Below are 20541 nucleotides of genomic sequence, written 5' to 3'. Positions count from 1 at the left end.
AAGAGGGTGAGAGACCCTCTCGCCGAAAGACCAAGGGTTCCTGCTTAAAGTTAATCTGAGCAGGGTTAGCCGGCCCCTAAGACGAGGCGGACACGCGTAGTCGATGGGAACCACGTTAATATTCGTGGGCCTGGTGGAAGTGACGGATTGCTTAACTTGTTCACACTTATTGGATTGTGTGGGCGGGGACGCGGTTCCAGGAAATAGCTCCACCGTACAGACCGTACCCGAAACCGACACAGGTGGTCAGGTAGAGTATACCAAGGCGCTTGAGAGAACTATGTTGAAGGAACTCGGCAAATTGCACGCGTAACTTCGGAAGAAGCGTGACCCTTATGTGCGCAAGCATGTGAGGGTGGCACAGACCAGGGGGTAGCGACTGTTTACCAAAAACACAGGGCTCTGCGAAGTCGCAAGACGACGTATAGGGTCTGACGCCTGCCCGGTGCTGGAAGGTTAAGAGGAGGGGTGCAAGCTCTGAATCGAAGCCCCAGTAAACGGCGGCCGTAACTATAACGGTCCTAAGGTAGCGAAATTCCTTGTCGGGTAAGTTCCGACCTGCACGAATGGCGTAACGACTTCCCCGCTGTCTCCAACATAGACTCAGTGAAATTGAATTCCCCGTGAAGATGCGGGGTTCCTGCGGTCAGACGGAAAGACCCCGTGCACCTTTACTATAGCTTTACACTGGCATTCGTGTCGGCATGTGTAGGATAGGTGGTAGGCTTTGAAGCAGGGACGCCAGTTCTTGTGGAGCCATCCTTGAAATACCACCCTTATCGTCATGGATGTCTAACCGCGGTCCGTCATCCGGATCCGGGACAGTGTATGGTGGGTAGTTTGACTGGGGCGGTCGCCTCCGAAAGAGTAACGGAGGCGCGCGATGGTGGGCTCAGACCGGTCGGAAATCGGTCGTCGAGTGCAATGGCATAAGCCCGCCTGACTGCGAGACTGACAAGTCGAGCAGAGACGAAAGTCGGTCATAGTGATCCGGTGGTCCCGCGTGGAAGGGCCATCGCTCAACGGATAAAAGGTACGCCGGGGATAACAGGCTGATGACCCCCAAGAGTCCATATCGACGGGGTTGTTTGGCACCTCGATGTCGGCTCATCGCATCCTGGGGCTGGAGCAGGTCCCAAGGGTTTGGCTGTTCGCCAATTAAAGCGGTACGTGAGCTGGGTTCAGAACGTCGTGAGACAGTTCGGTCCCTATCTGCCGTGGGTGTAGGAATATTGACAGGATCTGTCCCTAGTACGAGAGGACCGGGATGGACATATCTCTGGTGGACCTGTTGTCCTGCCAAGGGCATAGCAGGGTAGCTATATATGGAATGGATAACCGCTGAAGGCATCTAAGCGGGAAACCAACCTGGAAACGAGTGTTCCCTATCAGAGCCGTGGAAGACGACCACGTTGATAGGCCGGGTGTGGAAGTGCGGCAACGCATGAAGCTTACCGGTACTAATAGCTCGATTGGCTTGATCGTTCCCATTGCCAGTGCTCATCTCAGGCTGAATGCGAAAGCATTCATGCCTATCCCCCGCTGAATGCGAAAGCATTCATGCGGCATGAGCAATCCAAAGACGTGTTCAAATAGACAAAACGAGACGTCTAGTCTCACCAGCTTCTCAAATCGGGCCAAATCCGCAAGGTTTGGCCTGAAGTTGCGCTTTGCCGACCTGGTGGTTATGGCGGGGTGGCTGCACCCGTTCCCTTTCCGAACACGGCCGTGAAACGCCCCTGCGCCCATGGTACTTCGTCTTAAGACGCGGGAGAGTAGGTCGCTGCCAGGTCTGCTAATCGCAACTCAGGCTAAATCGCGTAAGCGGTTTATGCCTCGCATAAATCTTCTCTGATCGAATAACGGCTCGGCCGTGTTGCAATAGGCCGCTCATGCGGCCTTTGTCGCTTCTGAAAGCAAGAAGTTCTCCCCTTGCGCACCTGAAATAGAGGGCAAGGGAAACAAGCGATAGGACGCAACGCGGCTTACGCTGGTGGCCCCCTGAAAAAGGGTGCCTAATGAACACGAGACAAATTGCTAAAGCAATTTGCTCGGATGACGCAAGTCGGCTACGCCGGCTTGCTACTCGCGACAAATCCTCCGGATTTGCGCTGGTGACGCGGGGTGGAGCAGCCCGGTAGCTCGTCAGGCTCATAACCTGAAGGCCGCAGGTTCAAATCCTGCCCCCGCAACCAAATCTTCCCCAATCTCAAAGCCAATATCCAGCAACAATCCCGCAACCGGGCTCCTTGCTGTTCCATATCCAGAAAATCCCGCAGAACTCACCCGCATCGCAGGCCGCTGCCACGATCGAATACATGAACCCCACAGCCCAAACCCAGCCGCAACACGTCCCCCACCGCCAGCCCGCAACTCGCCGGAAGGCTCGCCATCAGACGCTGTGAACCAACATGAACCGTCACGATCAGTTCCGGACCCGTCAATTCCGTGACTTATCTACAGGGCCGCAGCCGGGCATTGCGGATGCCCGTATTGCGGAAAAAGCGCCCGCCTGGAGATCAGGCGGGCGGCTGATGGATTGGTCCTGAACAGCAGAGCGATCAGCTTCTCGGCTTCAAATTCTCCGTATCGTAGAGCGGCTTGTAGCCGACGCCGACGACTTCCACCGGGTAGGTTTCGCCGAAATATTCCACCTTCAGCTTGCGGCCCTCCTGGGCATGGGACCAGGGGAGGTAGGCCAGCGCGATGTTCTTGCCGATGGTCGGACCGTAGGCAATCGAGGTGGTGAAGGAGCGGCGGCCAAGCTCGTCGACCAGGGTTTCGCCGGTTTCGGGGTCCATGACCGGCAGGATGCCGACCGGGTAACGGGCCACGCCGTTGGAATCGATATTGTCGGTCACGATGAGCGTGCAGAGCATCGCGGGCTGATGGTCGCGGGCGCGATATTCCAGATGCCTGGCCTTGCCGCGGAAATCGGCCTCCTTGACCTTCGGGCGGGCAAGATCGGCTTCCAGCAGATTATATTCCGTCAGCAGGTCGGCATTTTGCAGGCGCAGGCTCTTTTCCATGCGGCGGCTATTGGCATAGGTCTCGACGCCGACGGCGATGGCGCCCGTCGAGCGCAACGCATCCCAGACAGCGAGAGCGTCGTCATAGGCCATATGCAGTTCCCAGCCCTGTTCGCCGACATAGGAGATGCGGAATGCGGTGACGTTCTTGCCGGCGATGCGGATCTGCTTGATGGCGGCGAAGGGGAAGTTTTCGTGCGACAGGCTTTCCGGATTCTCGACCACCTTCTGCAGATTGGTGCGGGCATTCGGTCCCCAGATGCCGATGGTAACATAGCGTTCGGTGACATCGGTGATGGTGACGTCGAAACCCTTGTCCTCGGCAACGCGGCGCATGTAGTGGAAATCGCGCGGGCCGGCATCGGCGCCGTCGATCAGGCGGCAGCGGTCGGCCATGCGGATCACCGTGAAATCGGCGCGCACCATGCCTTCGTCGTCGAGGAAGTGGGTGTAGATGCCCTTGCCGATATTGGCATCGCCGCCGATCCTGGCGGCGCAGAGCCATTCCAGCAGTTCGACATGATCGGGGCCTTCGATGTCGTACATGGCGAAATGCGAGAGATTGATGATGCCGCAATCCTCGCTGAGCGCCAGGTGCTCGGCATTGGAGACGCGCCAGAAATGGCGGTTGTCCCACTCGTTCTCGCGCACCGGCACGCGGTCGCCGTATTTTTCAAGCAGGTGCTCGTTGGCGGCATAGCCGTGGGCACGCTCCCAGCCGCCGAGCTCCATGAAATAGCCGCCGAGTTCCTTTTCGCGCTCCCAGAAGGGCGAGCGGCGGACGTTGCGGCCGGTCGCATAGGGTTCGCGCGGATGGACGGCGGGATTGTAGATCTTCTGGGCAGCCTCGGTGCAGCGGCCCTCGATGAATTTCTCTTCCAGCATATGCGGGTAGAAGCGGGAATAGTCGATCCTGTTATGGTCGATCGGCGTGCGGCCGTCGGTCATCCAGTCGGCGACGAGCTTGCCGAAGCCGGGGCCGTCCTTGACCCAGATGGCGACGCAATACCAGAGACCGCGGATCTTCTGGCTTTCGCCGACGGACGGGCCGCCATCGGTCGTCACCTGCAGGAGGCCGTTGAAGGAATGACCTTCGTTGTAGCCGAGCTCGCCGAGGATCGGCGTCAGTTCCATGGCGCGTTCCAGCGGCTCGAGGATCTGTTCCATGTCGAGATCGCGCTGAGAGGGCGAAAGGCGAGCCTCGTGCTTTTCGAGGAGATCGCGCGGATGGCAGAGGCGCGGGTTCTTCTCTTCGTAGTAACCCCATTCGATCTGGCCGCCTTCGGCGGTCTTCGGATCGCCGGTGTCGCGCATATAGGCGGAGTTGCCCTGGTCGCGCATCAGCGGGAAGCCGATTTCCTTGCCCGTGTTGGCAAACTCGTTGTAGGGGCCGAAGAAGGTCAGCGGGTGGTCGACCGGCATGACCGGCAGGTCTTCGCCGACCATCTCGGCGATCAGGCGGCCCCAGAGGCCGGCGCAGACGATGACATACTCGGCTTCGATCGTGCCGCGATGAGTGACGACGCCGGAGATGCGGCCGTCCTTGACAATCAGCGACTGGGCCGGCGTATTGGCGAAGGATTGCAGCTTGCCGCTCTTTTCGCCCTGTTCGATCAGCTTGCCGGCAACGGTTTGCGAACGGGGAATGACGAGGCCGGCATCCGGGTCCCACATGCCGCCCTGGACCATGCTTTCCTCGATCAGCGGGAATTTCTCCTTGATCTCGGCGGGCTCGACCAGGCGGACGTTCGTGCCGAAAGCCTTGCCGGATGTGACCTTGCGCCTGATTTCCGCCATGCGGTCATCGTCGTCGACGCGCGCGACCTCGAGGCCGCCGACGCGGGCATAGTGGCCGAGCTTATCGTAGAAATCGATGGAGTAGAGGGTCGTCCAGCAGGACAGGAAATCATGGCTGGTCGTGTAGCAGAAGTCGGATGCGTGCGCCGTCGAGCCGATATCCGTGGGGATGCCGGATTTGTCGATGCCGACAATATCGTCCCAGCCGCGTTCGATCAGATGATGGGCGATCGATGCGCCGACGATACCGCCGAGTCCGATGATGACGACCTTCGCCTTTTGAGGAAATACTGCCATTTCGTGCGACCCTGATTGATATTGGTGAGGGATTTTATGATGAGTGCGACCGCGACCAGAGCCTGTCTACGACATAATCAAGTTGCTTGCACGACCACCGCAATGCCATCCGGATCGGAAAAAGGAGGGTTCGCTGCGGCGAATGTCAAACCACGATGTCGCAAAGGCGACGCTATCGCGGCCAGTAAGCTGCTGCCGTCCTATCGCGGGATGGATTGCATCATGATCTCGCGGCGCAGGATCGGGCCTTCCTCGCCGAAATAGGTCGTCAACAGTTTGGCGAAATCATCCGATTGGAAGGTTTCGGTCAGCGTTTGATCGACGAGCAGGCGGAAAGCGGAATCGTCCTTGCGAAGCGCGATGCCATAAGGTTCGTGCGTGAAGAGGCGGTTGCCGATCACCAGCGCGGATGGCTTGTGTGCATGCGACGCCAGGTCGAAAAGCAGCGCGCGATCGGCGAAATAGGCATCGATCTTGTGGTTTTCGAGCGCGTTCAAGCCATCCTGATGCGTGGCGAAATCCGCGATTCGCGTTTTCGGTATGTCGGGTCCCAGTGCTTCCCGCAGCGTCGCGCCCGTCGTCGTGTCGGCGCGAACGCCGATCGTGCTCGTTGCCGATGCCTGTCTGGCTGAAACCTGCGTCGGCATCCTGTCGAGGAAAAGCATCATCAGATAATCGGGCGAGTCCTTGCGCAGGAGGGCGCTTGCGCCGGTCAGGAAGATGGGCTGCGAGAAATCGACGTTCTGGCGCCTGCCGAGATTGATGGTCAGCGCGCCGCAGAGAAGGTCGACCTGGCCGCTCTTTACCGCATCGAAGCCGTCGGCCAGAGTGGTTTCGACGTAGTCCCGCTTCAGATTGGCGACCTTGCTTGCCACGGAATCGGCAATCCTGCCGCATAGGTCGATGGCATAGCCCGCCGGAGTGCCGTCCTTTTTCTTGAAGGAGAAAGGCGCCTCGTCGCTGATATAGCCGATGCGGATAGCGCCTCTTTGCGCAATGAGATCGAGCGTCTGCGCGGCGGTAGCAGCATAGGCCGACATGCCGAGGACAATGCCAGCCAGAACCAGTCGTCTCACGCAATTCGCCAGCATGATTCTGATCTCCGAAAGAAAAATGGGCGACCTTAAAGGCCGCCGCAGATTATGGTCTGACAGGCTTTTGTCAACGGCGGATTGTCCCGGATCGCCTTCCATCGAGCAGGGGTGGCGGAAACTTCACGAAGAGTTTCGATGCCTCGTCGCGATTTATGGCCTATCTCTCTTCTACCACCGTCAACCCAAGGGGACGTCGATGCAGGAGAGGAACTCGATCGGAAAGACAGGCGGGAAAGCGCGGAGGATGGGTCTTGCCGCCGGCGGCGCCTGTGCCATTTTTTGTGCGGCCTTCAGCCTCGCCCCCACGTCGATGGCATCGGCACAGACGATCATCAACGAGTGGCATCAGGTGAAGCCGCCGGCTCCGCCGGAGCTGAAGCCGGTTACGGTCGATCCGAAGACGACTGCGTTGCTGATCCTCGATTTCAACGGTGCGCAGGATCCGTCCAAGGGGCCATGCAACAAGAATACCAAGCCGCGTTGCCTTGCCTCCGTGCCCAAGGTCAAAGCGTTGCTCGATCGGGCGCGTGCCAAGGAGATGCTTGTCGTCTTCAGCCTGGCCGGCGTCGGCGAGCCGCAGGATATCGCAACGGCGTTGGCGCCTTTGGCAAGCGAGCCCATCGTCAAATCCGGACCGGACAAGTTCATCGACACCAACCTGCGCAGCATTCTCTCCGACAAGGGCATCAAGACCGTCATCGTGACAGGCACGGCCTCGGAGGGCGCGGTGCTCGACACGGCGACGGATGCGGCCCTCAACGGCATGAACATCGTGCTCCCCGTCGACGGCATGTCGTCCACCGAGCTCTATGGCGAACAATATGTGGCCTGGCACATGGTCAATGCGCCCGGCGTATCGCAGAAGACGACGCTGACCAGCATCGACAGGATCAAGTTCTGACGACTGCCGGATGACGGGATATCCGGTTTGGCTGGCGTTTTCGCTTTTCCTCGAATTGCGAAAACGCTCTATCCTTTTGTTCTTACGCAATTCCGGATGGAAAACCGCTATGCACTTTTCCTGGAATTGCACTCGGCGAAGGCTTCGTCGAACAGGTTCAGCAGCCGTTTCCAGTGTCGTTCGGCTCCGGCTGGGTCATGGACGCCGTGATCGGGCACGGTCCATCCATGCGCCATGCCGACATAATTTTCGACGATGTGATCGACCCCGCCGGAGCGAAGCGCTTCGGCGAGACGGGCCGATTGTTCGGGCGGGAAGTTGTTGTCGACACCGGCGACACCGACATAGACGCGCGCCTTGATATCGGCGGCGAGGCGATGTGGGCTGTCTTCCGCGTCGCTTGCCAGATTGCCGCCGTGAAAGCTCGCGGCAGCGGCGATGCGATCGGGATAGGCGGCGGCTGCGGTCAGGGCGCGGCCTCCGCCCATGCAATATCCGACGACGCCCACCGGCCCCTTGGCGCCGGCGGCGGCCAGCGTGTCGAGAAAGGCGGCGCTGTCGGCCCTGGTCATGCCCTGGGTCGTGCCGCGCAGCATCGTCATGATCGTCTCTCGGGACGCCGGATTGCCGAAGGAATTGCCGTCGAAGGGGCCGTAGGCGCCGAAGCGATAGAAGAGATCGGGCAGCAGCACGATGTAGCCGGCATCCGCCAGCCGCTGCGCCATGCCGTCCAGCGCTGCACGCGGCCCCATGGCATCCATGTAGAGGATTATGCCGCGTTCGGCGGATGCGCCGTTGTCGGGGCGGAAGAGGGCGGCTTTGGCAGTCCCGTCGGCCGTCTTGATGTCGATTTCCTGCTTCATCGTCGAATCCCTTGCGATCTTCTTATCGGCGCGTGTTTCTGCCGCTGCCCGGCACTTTGACAAACGGCCCGCAGGCTCTCAAGAGCATGTTTCCTCAAAAGGGGCAGGGATCGATGATCCGCCGATCAACATCTCTTGAGTTTCGGCAAGGGTCTTCCATGACATAGTATCGCCGGCAAGAGCCTCTATTCGACGGACCTTTGGAGGATACGATTTCATGTCTTTTCGCCAGATGGTTCCCGGCCTGGTGCTGGCTTTTTCGCTGTTGTCCGCATCCGCATCCGCTGCCCCTTCGGAACAGGGGCATGGCGCGCCCGCCGGCAGCGGCGTGCTCTCGCTCCTGCCGCCGGACGCAGTGAGCGATCATGTGCTGAATGCGGACGGCAAGGCCATCCCCTACACGGCGACGGCCGGCACGCTCGATCTCTTCGGTCAGGACGGGCAGCGCAGCGCGGCGATCTTCTATACCGCCTATGTCGCAAAGAACCGGGATGCGAACCGGCCCGTGACCTTCGTCTTCAATGGCGGGCCGGGCGCCGCATCGGCGTTTCTCAACCTTGGGCTCGTCGGGCCGCGTATCGTGGATTTCGGGGCGGATGGCCGCGATGGCGCCAATGCCAGGCTGGTCGACAATCCGCAAAGCTGGCTCGAATTCACCGATCTCGTGCTGATCGATCCGATCGGCACCGGCTGGAGCCGTACGGCAAAGCCGGATGACCAGAATGATTTCTACAGCGTGGGCGGCGATGCCGAAAGCCTGGCCAAGGCGATCACCCTCTATGTCGCCCATAACAGCCGGGCGGCATCGCCGAAATATATTCTCGGGGAAAGCTATGGGGGCTTCCGCTCGGTGAAAGTCGCCAACAGCCTGCGCGAGGATCAGGGCATTCTGATTTCCGGCATCGTCATGCTCTCCCCCTTGCTGGAGGGGCGGCTGGTCTTCGGCGGCGATGAAGATGCATTCGGTGCCGCTCTCAAGCTGCCTTCGCTGGCCGCAGCCGAACTGGAACGGAAAAATGCCTTCAGCGAAAAAGCAGTCCAGGACGCCGAGACCTTCGCCCTGAACGAGTATCTGCCTGTCCTTGCCGGGGCGCCGCCTTCGGGCGACGCAGGCGGCGCCTTCTACGATCGGGTGGCGAAGCTGACCGGCATCCCCGAGGATGTCGTCGCCAGAAACCAGGGCTTTCTGGGCGACGTCTATCAAAAGCATGTCGACGGCGGCGGCAGCGATGTGGCCAGCGCCTACGACGCGTCCTTCCTCGCCCCCGATCCTTACCCCCGTTCCGAGGCCGAGCATGGCGGCGACCCGGTTCTGGACGGTTTCGTCCGGGCCTATGGCGGCATGTTTTCGAGCTATGCCCGCGATGAGCTGGGCTTTCGCACCGACATGACCTATTCGCTGCTGTCGACATCGGTGAACAGGGAATGGAAATGGGGCGGACGAAATGGCGGCTCGCGGCTGACGGCCGGGGTTACCGACGATCTCAAGGAACTGCTGTCGTTGTCGCCGTCCTTCCGGCTGATGGTGGGACAGGGCTATAGCGATCTCGTTATCCCCTTCGGCGTCAACAAATATGTGCTCGACCACATGCCGCCGGCCTTTGCCGACCGGGTGGCACTGAAGCTCTACCGCGGCGGTCACATGTTCTACACGCGGCCGGCATCGCGCGACCGGTTCACGACGGATGCCAAGGCGTTTTACGCCGGACAGGCCCAGGTCCCGCCGCCGATAAAGTCGAATTGATCGCGGCTACAGCTGAAACAGGTGCTTGATGCGTGAACTCAATGTCGAGACGGGCGAGCCGTTGACCAGCATGTCGGCATTGGCAAACATGTGCCGCTCTGCCTCGATGCGCTTGGCCATGATCGCACCCAGTTCTTCGGCAAGGGCGGGCCTGTCGTGCAGCAGCGGCGACAGGCAATCCTCGCCGATTTCGTAGGTGACGACAAAGGTCAGGGCGCGAATGGTTCCGACTTCGCCGCTGCCCATCAGCAGGCCGTTTTCGCCAAAATAGTCGCCGGGAGCGAGCCGGGTCAGTTCGATCTGGCGATGGCCCTCGCGGCGGGTGACGCTGACGACCCCGGACCGCACGATGGTCAGGGCGCGCAGCCGTGCGTCCTGCTCGGCGATGATGGCATCCTTGTGGTAGGTGCGGCGCTGCATGTGCGTTGCCAGATGCTCTTTTTCGTCTTCGGTCAGCGAGGAGAAGAGAGGGATGTTGTTGAGCAGGCGCCATGGCGTGCCGGGGCCTTGCTGTCCGCCGGCGTCCTCGCCCTTGTGTTCCGTCGGAATGGCGATCGTTCCGGGAGGGCCGGCGAGCCTGAGACCGGCCGCTTTGACGTGGCGATAGAGCAGATCGTAGATCTCGTTCCTGGCGGCGGTCGTCTGCGACATGTCGCGCACGCGGAAGGAAAGCTGCAACTCGATCGCCTGTTCGTCCATGGAATCGATGGCAACCGAAGGCTCGGGCGTCTTCTGGATGAAATTGCAGCTGATCAACACTTTCTGCATCACATCGGCGACAATGCTTGGCTGGGTCGTCGGCTGAATCCTCACATTGACGGTGACGCCATGGCTCTCGTCGGGCGACGAGTAATTGGTAATCCGGGACTTGGCCAGCACGCTGTTGGGGATGACGACGAGGTCGTTGGTGCCGCTCAGCAATTGCGTCGCACGCCAGTTGGTCTCGACCACACGGCCCTGGACGTCGTTGTCCAGCACGATCCAGTCGCCGACCGAGTAGGGGCGGCCGAGATTGAGGGCGATACCGGAAAAGACGTCGCTTAACGTGCTTTGCAGCGCAAGGCCGAGAATGATGGCGAAAACGCCCGACGTGGCGATCAAGGTGCCGATCGGGACGCTGAAAACATCGCCGACGATGGAGAGAATGGTGCCGAGATAGATGATGCCGACAACCAGATCCTGCAGGAGCCGGCCCTCGCGGGGCTTGCGCTCGAAAATCAGGAAAAGGCGCACGAAGGCGATCAGCACCCAGGCGCCGTTGACCCACCAGACGATCTTGGCAAAGCCGGTAAAGGTACGCAGCGCCACCGACACCTGCGGCGGGCTCGGCTCGTAGGGTACGATGCCGTGGTAGAGCAGCAGCACCGTCAGGGAGACGAAGAACACGATCTGGCCGATCAGGCGCCCCGCACGCTGGCGGCGCAGCATGACGCGGCTTATGAATGTGCCGACGACAACCAGGATACAGAACTGGACGATCGGATCACCAAGAAGGGCAATGGTCATGGGAGCCTGGCCGCACGCGGTCTTTCGGATGGATGCTAAATTGGCACGAAAGAGGCCGCGACGCCATATGGGGACGAAACAAGGGCAAGGACTGGCGGGTTGTTCAATCTTCCGGCTTGCGGCTTGATAATTAGATGACGATTATCATCTTACATGTGTCATCCCATCCTGCTATCTGCTTTCGGGGGCGCCGAGCTTCGCGCTCCGACATCATCAAGGAATATCCATGACACAGTCTTTTGTAATTAGCGGCGATTTGCTGATCGGCGCGGATTCGACCGGAGAGAACAGAACCGCGCGCGCCATCAATCCGGCGACGGGTGCCGATCTGGAACCGGCCTTTGCCATTGCCGGTGAAGCCGATGTGGCAAAGGCCTGCGAACTGGCGGCGCAGGCGTTCGATGTCTACCGTGCGACCAGCCCCGAGCGGCGCGCGGCATTTCTCGAAAAGATTGCCGACAACATCGTGGAAATCGGCGATGCGCTGATCGACCGGGCGACGCAAGAGACCGGCCTGCCGGCGGCGCGTCTGCAGGGCGAGCGCGCCCGCACCGTCGGCCAGCTTCGGCTGTTCGCGCAGGTGGTTCGTGCCGGCGAGTGGCTCGATCTGCGCGTCGATCCGGCATTGCCGGAGCGCAAGCCGCTGCCGCGGCCGGACCTGCGCCTGCGCCAGATCCCGCTCGGTCCGGTCGCTGTCTTCGGTGCCAGCAATTTCCCGCTCGCCTTCTCGGTCGCCGGCGGGGATACGGCGTCGGCGCTTGCCGCGGGCTGCCCGGTCGTCGTCAAGGGGCATCTTGCCCATCCGGGCACCGGCGAACTCGTGGGAAGGGCCATTCGCGCCGCCGTTGCTGCCTGCGGCCTGCCGGAAGGCACATTCTCGCTTTTGACCGGCGCCAACGAGACCGGCGCCGCGCTGGTGCGCGATCCCCGCATCAAGGCTGTCGGCTTCACCGGCTCGCGCGGCGGTGGCATGGCGCTCGGCGCGATTGCCGCGACCGGCCCGAGCCGATCCCCGTTTATGCCGAGATGAGCAGCGTCAACCCGGTCTTCCTTTTCCCGGCAGCGCTTGCCGCGCGCGCCGAGGCGATCGGCACGGGTTTCATCGATTCCCTGACGCTCGGTGCAGGCCAGTTCTGCACCAATCCCGGCCTGCTTTTCGCGATTGAAAGCCCCGATCTCGACCGGTTCGTTCAGGCAGCCGGCGATGCTCTCACCGGCCGCGCGCCGGCGCCGATGCTGACGCCGGGCATTCACGCCGCCTTCGACAAGGGTGTGGCGGCACTGGCCGAACATGAGGCGGTCAAGACCGTCGCTCATGGCGCGCAGGCCGAAGGCGTCAATCGCAGTCCCGGCATCTTTTTCGAGACGGATGTCGAGCAGTTTCTTGCCGACGAGCGTTTGGGACACGAGGTTTTCGGTGCCGCGAGCCTTCTGGTGCGCTGCAAGGATATCGACCAGATGATCGCGGTTGCGGAGAAGCTCGAGGGCCAGCTCACCGCGACCTTGCAGATCGAAACGGATGACTATGCCACGGCTGCCAAGCTGGTGCCGGTGCTGGAGCGCAAGGCCGGGCGTATTCTTGCCAATGGCTGGCCGACCGGCGTCGAAGTCTCTCATGCCATGGTGCATGGCGGGCCTTTCCCGGCAACGTCGGACAGCCGCACGACATCGGTCGGCACGCTCGCCATCCGCCGCTTCCTGCGGCCGGTCTCCTATCAGGATCTGCCCGAAGGGCTGCTGCCGGCCGAGCTTCGCGATGCTGGCGTCAGGTCGCTGCCGCACCTTCTCGATGGCGTGCGCAAGGGCAGCTGAGCGGCTGCTCCTGTGCAATAGGCTACAATTTCCGAAGCGGGCCATTTTGGCCCGCTTCTCTTTTGCGCGATACTAGGCAGCCGAGCCCTGAAGACGGGCGTCGAGATGCGCCTGGCAATGCTGAAGGGTGAGTTCCGCTCCGAGATAGGAGAGTTCTGTGGCGACGGCTTCCGCAGCATGCTCGGCCGGCTCGATGACACAATCGAACATTTCCGCCTCATAGGTTTTGACGGCGACTTTCCAGTCTTCGTTTTCAAGAAGCTGGCGGGCAAGTTCGGCCGCGTCTAGCATTGCGGCGTTCACGCCTTCGCCGCCAAAAGGCGACATGACATGCGCGGCGTCGCCGAGAAGCGTGATGCCGAGGCGGTTCTGCCAGTGATGGCCGACCGGCAGTGCATGGATCGGCCGAGGCACGATGTGGTCGTTGCCGGCTTCGATCAGGCGAAAAATCGCGTAGCCGCGCAGATGGGCATTGCCATTGCGCTGGACGATCAGGCCGCGTCCATCGGCCTCGACGCCGATCTTGCCGCGGCCGACCAGGGCTGCGAGTTCTGGATGACTCTTATCGACGTCATCAATGCCGAATTCGATGAAGGTGATGCCGTTATATTGCGGGCGGTAGGAGGACACCAGCGGCCTCACCCTGGACCAGCTGCCATCGGCACCGACGACGAGATCGAAGGGGCCGGCGGTGCCGCTTTCGAGGACCAGTTCGTATGTGCCGTTGTCGAGCGGACGCACTGTATGCAGGCGGTGGTCCCAGCGGATCATTTCCGCCGGCAACGAGGCAAGCAGCATCTGCCGCAATGCGGTGCGGTCCACTTCCGGCCTGTCGGATTCATCGGCGCCGTCATCGGCAAAGATGAGCGTGCCGTCCTTGTCGTAGAGCTGGCTCCCCTGGTCTTCGTAACGAGCGATCTTCAGGAAGTTTTCGTAGAGACCGGCACGGCGCAGCGCCAATTGGCCGGCTTCAGCGATGATGAAGTCGAGACGCTGGTCCGGCTGATGCGCCGCCTGAATCAGAATCTGGGCCGGATCGTCGCCGAGGAGGATGCGTCCTAGAGCCGCCGAATTGCGGGCGGCAGAGGTCGGCACTCGGGCTCCGTCAAATAAGTGTCATCGGGCTGATATAAATCCTCGCCATCCCGGCAGGCTTTCGAAGCCTGTGCCTGACACCCGAAGCCGGAGGTGATTGATATCATGTCGACGCTCCAGCAGATCGCCTTTCGTGCCGGTTGCTCGGTCGCGACCGCCAGCCGGGTGCTGAACCGCAACGGTCCGGTGAGCGACGAGATGGTACGCCGCGTGCGCCGGGCGGCGGCGGAGCTCGGCTATAGGGCAGGCAACCGCAACGGCCATGCGCGGCCGGCGATCGGCGTTCTCATTCCCAGCATCACCAATCCGGTCTTTGCGGCTTCGCTTTCCAGTATCCAGCACAGGGCGCTTCATGCCGGCCATAGCGTGCTGATCGCGCAGTCGAACTACGATCCGGCGCAGGAGGCCGATGCCGTCGCCTTGCTTCTCCAGCAGCAGCCGACCGGCCTCATCCTCACCGTCTGCGACCCAGAACGAAGCCTTGCCCTATCCTCCGCGCTGCCGCCGACCGTGCTGCTCGGCAACCTGCCGACCACGCGTTTCGCCGCCGCCGTCGCGACCGACAATTTCGGTGCGGGGCGGGACCTGACCGATCATCTCCTGCAGAAGGGGCATCGTCGCATCCTGTTCATATCGGGTCATTTCTCGGCATCGGATCGGGCGAAACTGCGCTATCTCGGTTATCTCAGGGCCATGGAAGCGGCAGGGCAGCCGCCTCTCGACGCGCTGGAGATTTCCTTCGTCGGCAGCCTGGAACAGCTCGATCTTTCGGACGCGGTTTCGCGTCTGCGGCCGACGGCGATCATCGCTTCCAACGATCTTCTGGCGCTTGGGGTGATGGGCGCGCTTCGACGCCAGGGTCTTTCGATCCCGCGCGATATCTCGGTTGCCGGCTTCGACGGCATCTCCCTCGGCTTTTTGGCGGAGGTTTCGCTGACGACGGTGGAGATACCGGATGGGACCATGGGGGCGGCGGCCGCCTCGCTGCTGCTCGACATGGCGGAAAATGCCGCGCCGCCGCGCCACCTGACGGTGCCCTACCGGCTGCGCTCAGGCGGAACGGTGCGCAATCTCACGATTCGACCCTGATGCATCCCTGCACATGAAAACGCCGCCTCCCTCGGGAAGCGGCGCGATATTTTCAGGTCGGGCCGAAAGATCAGCTGCGCGGCAGCATCCCTTCGACGTCGGCAGCGGCGTCGTCGAGGGCTTCCTTCGGCGTGGCCGAGCCGTCGACGATGCGCGAGAGGTTGTCGACGATGGTCTGCGTGACCCTGACGCCGTTGGAGCCGGGGAAGGCATACCAGGGGATCATGAGCGACATCTGGTTCAGGCTGGCCTGGAACAACGGGTTCTTCTTGTAGAAGTCGCCGAGATATTCCGGAGACTTGGCGGCGAGTTCGTTGTTCGGGACGTAGCCGGTGCCGGGAACGACGACCGATGCGCCATAGGGGCCGGCGGCGAACTTGGCGAATTTCCAGGCTGCCTCTTCCTTGGCCGGATCATGCGTCAGAATGACGACGGCGTTGCCGCCTGTGGGAAGGCGGCCGTTGACCGGGTCGATCAGCGGAATCTTGGCGGTGCGCAGGTCGAACTTGGTGCCGACGTTCTTGATGGTGTTGATGAGCGCGCCGGTCGTCTGGAATTCGAAGCCGACCTTGCCGGCCGCGAAGGCCTGTTCGCCGGCAGCCTTGGTAAAGACCGGCATGCCGCCTTCCTTGACCATGCGCTCGATCATGTCGACGGCCTTCTGCCCCTCGGGACCGTTGAAGGCAACCTTGGTCTCGTCGTCGCTCAGCATCTTGCCGCCGGCGCCGAAGAGGAGGGCGGAGAACATCCAGTCGTCGCCCTGCCAGCGGAAGTCGATGCCGTCGACGCCGTTGCCGAGTGCCTTGATCTTGCCGGCGAGCGCGATGACTTCATCCCAGGTTTTCGGCGGGTTGTCGGGGTCGCCGCCGGCAGCTTTCACCAGATCGGCATTGTAGTACATGATCGGGTTCGAGGTCGCGAAGGCGAGGCCGACCTGCTTGCCCTTGACCTGGGCGAGCTTCAGGATCGTATCGGAGAAGCCCTGTTCGGCCATGTTGCCGTCCTTCTGGACGAGCGGCCCGAGATCGACGGCGACGTTGCGCTCGTCCATCATGCGCAGGCGGTTGAGGCCGATGAAGGTGACATCGGGCATCTCGCTCGTGCCGGCCTGGCGAAGGATGGTCTGGATGCCTTCCTCGTAGGTGGCCGAAGGAGCGGCGAACTGGATCTTGATATCGGGATTTTCTTCCATGAACTTCTTCGAGATCGTGTCCATCACGTCCTTGAAGAAGCCCGGCATGGGATAGTGAACCGTCAGGGTCGTCTCGGCATAGGCCGGAACCGACACGACCATCGAAATGGCCGCGGCGGCGAGAATCTGGGTGATATGCTTCATCGCTCGTTCTCCTGTTCGAGCATGATGCCGAAAAAGCATAAGCGGTTTTCGGACGACATCATGCGCTACTTCCTTGATTCCAGAGCGAATTCAGATTCGGGACCGATCCGGAATCATCCGCTCCAGGCGAACCGGTCAGCCTTTGAGACCGGTCATGGTGATGCCCTCGACGAAGCGCTTCTGTGCGAGAAGGAATACGGCGACGAGGGGAAGGGTGATGATGAGGGTCGCTGCCATGAGCGCGCCGTAGTCGTCGCCAGCTTCGGCGGCGCGGAAATACATGAGGCCCAGCGGCGGCGTAGCGTAGTCCTGCTTGCTGATGACGATCAGCGGCCAGTAGAGGTCGTTCCAGTGGGCGACGACCGAGAAGATCGCGAAGGCCGTGACCGCCGGCCAGGCGTTCGGCACGATGACGCGGGCGACGATGCCGAGTTCCGACATGCCGTCGAGGCGGGCGGCGTGGATCAGATCGTCCGGCATGGCGCGGAAGAACTGCAGGAACATGAAGATCGCGAAGACCGAGATCGAGAAGGGCGCGACCAGAGCCGTGTAGCTGTTCAGGAGCGACAGGCTGCTGAAGCCGACATAGAGCGGCAGCGCCGTCGCGTGGATCGGGATCAGCAGGCCGAGCATGACCAGCACCATCATGGTGCGCGCGGCCGGGAACTTCAGCTTGGCCATGGCATAGGCGCAGGGAATGGCGATCAGCACCTGGAAGAAGAAGATCAGGCCGCAGACGACGACGCCGTTGAACAGCAGCGTGCCCATCGACACCTTGCTCAGCGCCTTGGTGATGTTCTCGACGTAGAAGAAATGCGTCGGGATCAGCTTCAGCGCCGAGGTGAAGATATCGTCCTGCGCCTTGCCGGCCGTCGAGATCATGAAGATGTAGGGCGCCAGGAAGACGAGCGTGCCGAAGATGAGGACGGCAAGGCGCAAGGCGCGGCCGGGGGTGAAGCCTGTGGAGGTCATGTGTAGTGCACCTGTCGGTCCTGGACGCGATATTGCAGGAAGGTCAGCACCACGAGAATGGCGAGAAAGACCGTGGTCATCGCCGAGGCATAGCCGACCCGCAGATAGACGAAGCCTTCCTGGTAGATGGTGAAGAGCAGGACTTCCGAGGCGTGGTTCGGCCCGCCGTCGGTCAATGCCTTGACGGTGTCGAAGACCTTCACGGCGTTGATGATGCTGATCGTGGTGACGAAGAGCGTCGTCGGCCCGAGCATCGGCCAGGTGACGAGCCAGAAGCGGTCCCAGGCCGATTTCGCGCCGTCGACTTCGGCGGCGGCATAGAGCTCGCGCGGAATGGCGGTGAGGCCGGCCAGAAACAGCACCATGTTGAAGCCGACCGACTGCCAGACGCCGATGATCGACAGGCTGTAGAGGGCTGTGGCCGAGGAGCCGAGCCAGTTCGGACCGCGCACGCCGATTTCGGCCAGCAGCGCATTGATCGGGCCGATGGTGGGATGGAAGAGATATTGCCAGACGGTCGCCATCGCGACGATCAGCGAGGCGACGGGTAGGAAGTAGGCCGTGCGGAAGAAGCTGCGGCCGATGCCCTCGCTCTCGATCAGCAGCGCGACGCCGAGGCCGAGCACGATCGAGACGGGCGCGACGATCGCCGTATAGACCGTCGTGTTCCAGAGCGATTTCATGAAGGCACGGTCGCGCAGCAGGTGCGCGTAATTTTCGAAAGCGACGAAGCGCAGGCTTTTGTCGCCGAGCTGGAAATCCGTGAAGCCGAGCACGACGACGGCGACGATCGGCACCAGGATGAACAGCAGGATGAGAATGATGGCGGGCAGGGCGAAGAGCAGCGCCGTGCGGGCTTCGCTGCGCTCGCGTGCCGCCGCCGTCCGCATCGGCAGGGATGTGGCGGCAATACTAGCCATGCGCCTTCTCCCGCGTGGCGTCCACGGTAAGCGGAGAGGCGCGCAGACGGCGGCCGTCTTCGGCAAAGACCATGGCCTGCTCCGGCGCAAGCGTCAGCGCGACGGGCGTGCCGGCGGCGAGTCCGGTGGCCTCGGCGGGCGTGAGCTTGACGATCATGGTCTCACCGATGGCGTCGAGCCTGGCATGGAGGATGACTTCGGAGCCGAGGAACTCCATGCGCTCGATGCGGGCGGCAAGTGCATCCTGACGGCCTTGAGTGAGGCGCACGAATTCCGGCCGGATGCCGAGCGTGATGGTGTTGCCGGCAAAGCTGCCGTCTTCCAGCGCGAGCCGGATGCCGCCGAAGGCGACGATGCCGTTTTCGGCCAGCGCCGGCAAAAGGTTGATGCGCGGCTGACCGACGAAGCGTGCGACCTCGACATGGGCGGGATCGTCGTAGATCGTCTGCGGCGAGGCGAGCTGCAGCAGCCGTCCGCCGATCATGACGGCGACGCGATCGGCCATCGACAGCGCTTCGGCCTGGTCGTGGGTGACATACACCGTCGGAACGCCGGCGCGGCGATGCAGGTCGACGATCTCGCCGCGCGCATGCACGCGGAGATTGGCGTCGAGATTGGAAAGCGGCTCGTCCATGAGGAAGACGCTGGGGCGGCGCACCATGGCGCGGGCAAGCGCCACGCGCTGACGCTGGCCGCCCGACATCTGGCCGGGCTTGCGGTCGAGCAGGTGGTCGATCTTCAGCGAGACCGCCATTTCGCGGACGTCGCGGACGATGCCGCTGCGGGCGGCACGCTGGCCGGGGATCAGCGAGCCGATGAAGGGCAGGCGCTGCGCGCGCGATAGACGGCGCATGGCAAGCGGCACGGCGATGTTTTCGGAGGCCGTCAGATGCGGATAAAGCGCGTAGGACTGGAAGACCATGGCGATGTTGCGGTCTGCCGCCGCAACGCCGGAAACGTCGCTGCCGCCGAGGACGATTTCGCCGCTGTCGGCATGGTCGAGCCCCGCGAGGATGCGCAGCAGCGTGCTCTTGCCGCAGCCGGACGGGCCGACGAGGGCGATGAACTCGCCGGGTTCGACGTCGAGATTGACACCCTTGAGGATGGCGTTGCCGCCGAATGACTTGGCGATGCCGCGAAGCGAGAGCGCGCTCATTGCGTCGGCTCCTTCTGAGCTTTCGGAGCCGCCAGCGGATAGACTTCCATCACGACGTCGTCGAGGAAGTAAGCGGTCATGCCGGGAACGGCGACGAGTTCGGTCGAGACGGTCTCGCCAAGCTCGTGGACGGCGGCGCCGATCAGCCGTTCGCCGGGCATCTCGCGTTCCATCTTGTCGAGGATGAAGGCGCCGGGCGGTGCCCAGACCAGATTGGTATCGTTGAACCGGCCTTCCCAGGTCCAGTGCAGGTGGCCGCTGCCGAACAGGGCGACGTCGTGGGCTGCGATCAGATCATAGAGCCGGCGGCGCTGCGCCGGGCGCACGCTCCAGTAACCGGTATCGCCCTCGTCCGGCGCATCGACGAAGAGCGGCTTGTGGGCGAAAATGGCGACGCGGCGGTCGCCCCGGCTTTCGAGCATGTCCTGCAGCCAGTCGAACTGCTTCTGCTCTTCGCCATCCTCGAAGCCCATCAGCAGGCTGTTGAGGCCGATGAGACGCCAGTCGTCGACGTCTTTCGCCCAGTAGTCCGGACCGACGAGGCGGCGCCAGCGGTCCAGCCGCTCGGGATTGACGGGCTGATGGGAGCCGGGCAGGTGGCCGACATCGTGATTGCCGGGCACGATCAGCATCGGCACGGAAACCTGCCGCATCATCTCCATGGAGAAGATCAGATCCTCGTCCCTGTCGGCACCGTCGACACTGAGATCCCCGGTATGGACGACGAGATCGGTGCCGCTTGCCTCGATCCATTTCGCCAGCGGCTGCCAGTTGCCGTTGAAATGCGGCTTGCTGGGGCTCAAATGGGTGTCGGTGATCTGGATGATCTTCAAGGCGCTTCTCCGAGGTCTGCAGAAAGGGTGCGCCGGCAAAGGGATTGCCTTCAAAACCGGCGCGTCTCTGCGCTCTCTTTAGAAGGCGCCCATGTCA

General features: G+C 62.1%; 13 protein-coding genes, 1 tRNA gene, 2 rRNA genes and 1 pseudogene (1 of these 17 cut by a window edge). 7 read left to right on the top strand and 10 right to left on the bottom strand.

The genetic code is table 11. The annotated features are described in order from the left end of the window. The 3 genes from ACJJVH_RS13475 to ACJJVH_RS13465 form a co-directional block, all read left to right on the top strand. Nucleotides 1-1485 (top strand): 23S ribosomal RNA (locus tag ACJJVH_RS13475); it begins 1404 nt to the left of the window's first position. Between the two features lie 192 nt (nt 1486-1677). After that, nucleotides 1678-1792: ribosomal RNA gene (gene rrf, locus ACJJVH_RS13470) — 5S ribosomal RNA — on the top strand. Between the two features lie 326 nt (nt 1793-2118). Then, nucleotides 2119-2195: transfer RNA gene (locus ACJJVH_RS13465), tRNA-Met, on the top strand. A 366-nt stretch (nt 2196-2561) separates the two neighbouring features. Here ACJJVH_RS13465 and ACJJVH_RS13460 read toward each other — a convergent pair. Both ACJJVH_RS13460 and ACJJVH_RS13455 read right to left on the bottom strand, forming a co-directional pair. After that, nucleotides 2562-5123 carry a GcvT family protein gene (locus tag ACJJVH_RS13460; RefSeq protein WP_412064138.1) on the bottom strand — a complete coding sequence of 854 codons (2562 nt, stop codon included), beginning with the start codon at nt 5121-5123 and terminating at the stop codon, nt 2562-2564. 200 nt (nt 5124-5323) lie between these two features. Beyond that, nucleotides 5324-6214 (bottom strand): amino acid ABC transporter substrate-binding protein, encoded by an 891-nt coding sequence (locus tag ACJJVH_RS13455; protein WP_112804255.1) that lies wholly within the window; start codon nt 6212-6214, stop codon nt 5324-5326. A 247-nt stretch (nt 6215-6461) separates the two neighbouring features. On the opposite strand from ACJJVH_RS13455, the gene ACJJVH_RS13450 reads away from it, so the two are divergent. Beyond that, the gene (locus ACJJVH_RS13450) at nt 6462-7118 is read left to right on the top strand and encodes a cysteine hydrolase family protein (RefSeq protein WP_412064137.1); all 657 of its coding nucleotides are present in this window, start codon (nt 6462-6464) and stop codon (nt 7116-7118) included. A 107-nt stretch (nt 7119-7225) separates the two neighbouring features. On the opposite strand, the gene ACJJVH_RS13445 is transcribed toward ACJJVH_RS13450, so the two are convergent. Continuing rightward, nucleotides 7226-7981, bottom strand: coding sequence for a dienelactone hydrolase family protein (locus ACJJVH_RS13445; RefSeq protein ID WP_412064136.1), 756 nt, complete (start codon nt 7979-7981; stop codon nt 7226-7228). A 217-nt stretch (nt 7982-8198) separates the two neighbouring features. Between ACJJVH_RS13445 and ACJJVH_RS13440 the strand changes: the two genes are divergently transcribed. Then, nucleotides 8199-9725, top strand: coding sequence for a S10 family peptidase (locus ACJJVH_RS13440; protein WP_412064135.1), 1527 nt, complete (start codon nt 8199-8201; stop codon nt 9723-9725). A gap of 6 nt (nt 9726-9731) precedes the next feature. Here ACJJVH_RS13440 and ACJJVH_RS13435 read toward each other — a convergent pair whose 3' ends face one another. Next, nucleotides 9732-11231, bottom strand: coding sequence for a mechanosensitive ion channel family protein (locus ACJJVH_RS13435; RefSeq protein WP_113361329.1), 1500 nt, complete (start codon nt 11229-11231; stop codon nt 9732-9734). A gap of 226 nt (nt 11232-11457) precedes the next feature. Between ACJJVH_RS13435 and ACJJVH_RS13430 the strand changes: the two are divergent. Then, nucleotides 11458-13043: pseudogene (locus tag ACJJVH_RS13430) on the top strand (aldehyde dehydrogenase (NADP(+))). 72 nt (nt 13044-13115) lie between these two features. Here ACJJVH_RS13430 and ACJJVH_RS13425 read toward each other — a convergent pair. Beyond that, nucleotides 13116-14138 (bottom strand): FAD-dependent oxidoreductase, encoded by a 1023-nt coding sequence (locus ACJJVH_RS13425; protein WP_412064134.1) that lies wholly within the window; start codon nt 14136-14138, stop codon nt 13116-13118. Between the two features lie 105 nt (nt 14139-14243). On the opposite strand from ACJJVH_RS13425, the gene ACJJVH_RS13420 reads away from it, so the two are divergent. Next, complete coding sequence (locus tag ACJJVH_RS13420; RefSeq protein WP_112804243.1) at nt 14244-15227, top strand: substrate-binding domain-containing protein; 984 nt, start codon at nt 14244-14246, stop codon at nt 15225-15227. A gap of 70 nt (nt 15228-15297) precedes the next feature. On the opposite strand, the gene ACJJVH_RS13415 is transcribed toward ACJJVH_RS13420, so the two are convergent. From ACJJVH_RS13415 to ACJJVH_RS13395, 5 genes are all read right to left on the bottom strand, one after another. Next, nucleotides 15298-16563 carry an ABC transporter substrate-binding protein gene (locus ACJJVH_RS13415; RefSeq protein ID WP_113372523.1) on the bottom strand — a complete coding sequence of 422 codons (1266 nt, stop codon included), beginning with the start codon at nt 16561-16563 and terminating at the stop codon, nt 15298-15300. 135 nt (nt 16564-16698) lie between these two features. Next, complete coding sequence (locus tag ACJJVH_RS13410; RefSeq protein WP_113361338.1) at nt 16699-17535, bottom strand: carbohydrate ABC transporter permease; 837 nt, start codon at nt 17533-17535, stop codon at nt 16699-16701. Next, a complete protein-coding gene (locus ACJJVH_RS13405; RefSeq protein WP_113361340.1) occupies nt 17532-18455 on the bottom strand; it encodes a carbohydrate ABC transporter permease in 924 nt (307 codons plus the stop codon). Before ACJJVH_RS13405 ends, ACJJVH_RS13410 begins: the two co-directional genes overlap by 4 nt. Continuing rightward, the gene (locus ACJJVH_RS13400) at nt 18448-19611 is read right to left on the bottom strand and encodes an ABC transporter ATP-binding protein (RefSeq protein ID WP_412064133.1); all 1164 of its coding nucleotides are present in this window, start codon (nt 19609-19611) and stop codon (nt 18448-18450) included. The genes ACJJVH_RS13405 and ACJJVH_RS13400 overlap by 8 nt, the downstream gene beginning before the upstream one ends. Then, nucleotides 19608-20444 (bottom strand): metallophosphoesterase family protein, encoded by an 837-nt coding sequence (locus tag ACJJVH_RS13395; protein WP_412064132.1) that lies wholly within the window; start codon nt 20442-20444, stop codon nt 19608-19610. Before ACJJVH_RS13395 ends, ACJJVH_RS13400 begins: the two co-directional genes overlap by 4 nt. Between the last annotated feature and the right edge of the window lie 97 nt (nt 20445-20541).

It is taken from the genome of Rhizobium sp. SYY.PMSO (assembly GCF_046840415.1).
Classification (GTDB): Bacteria; Pseudomonadota; Alphaproteobacteria; order Rhizobiales; family Rhizobiaceae; genus Rhizobium.
This window is presented reverse-complemented; position numbering and strand designations above follow the sequence as displayed.

Coding starts and splice junctions, on each gene's coding strand:
- ACJJVH_RS13445 (WP_412064136.1), bottom strand. CDS start 7,981: ATGAAGCAGGAAATCGACATCAAGACGGCCGACGGGACTGCCAAAGCC.
- ACJJVH_RS13405 (WP_113361340.1), bottom strand. CDS start 18,455: ATGGCTAGTATTGCCGCCACATCCCTGCCGATGCGGACGGCGGCGGCA.
- ACJJVH_RS13415 (WP_113372523.1), bottom strand. CDS start 16,563: ATGAAGCATATCACCCAGATTCTCGCCGCCGCGGCCATTTCGATGGTC.
- ACJJVH_RS13460 (WP_412064138.1), bottom strand. CDS start 5,123: ATGGCAGTATTTCCTCAAAAGGCGAAGGTCGTCATCATCGGACTCGGC.
- ACJJVH_RS13440 (WP_412064135.1), top strand. CDS start 8,199: ATGTCTTTTCGCCAGATGGTTCCCGGCCTGGTGCTGGCTTTTTCGCTG.
- ACJJVH_RS13435 (WP_113361329.1), bottom strand. CDS start 11,231: ATGACCATTGCCCTTCTTGGTGATCCGATCGTCCAGTTCTGTATCCTG.
- ACJJVH_RS13450 (WP_412064137.1), top strand. CDS start 6,462: ATGGGTCTTGCCGCCGGCGGCGCCTGTGCCATTTTTTGTGCGGCCTTC.
- ACJJVH_RS13400 (WP_412064133.1), bottom strand. CDS start 19,611: ATGAGCGCGCTCTCGCTTCGCGGCATCGCCAAGTCATTCGGCGGCAAC.
- ACJJVH_RS13410 (WP_113361338.1), bottom strand. CDS start 17,535: ATGACCTCCACAGGCTTCACCCCCGGCCGCGCCTTGCGCCTTGCCGTC.
- ACJJVH_RS13455 (WP_112804255.1), bottom strand. CDS start 6,214: ATGCTGGCGAATTGCGTGAGACGACTGGTTCTGGCTGGCATTGTCCTC.
- ACJJVH_RS13420 (WP_112804243.1), top strand. CDS start 14,244: ATGTCGACGCTCCAGCAGATCGCCTTTCGTGCCGGTTGCTCGGTCGCG.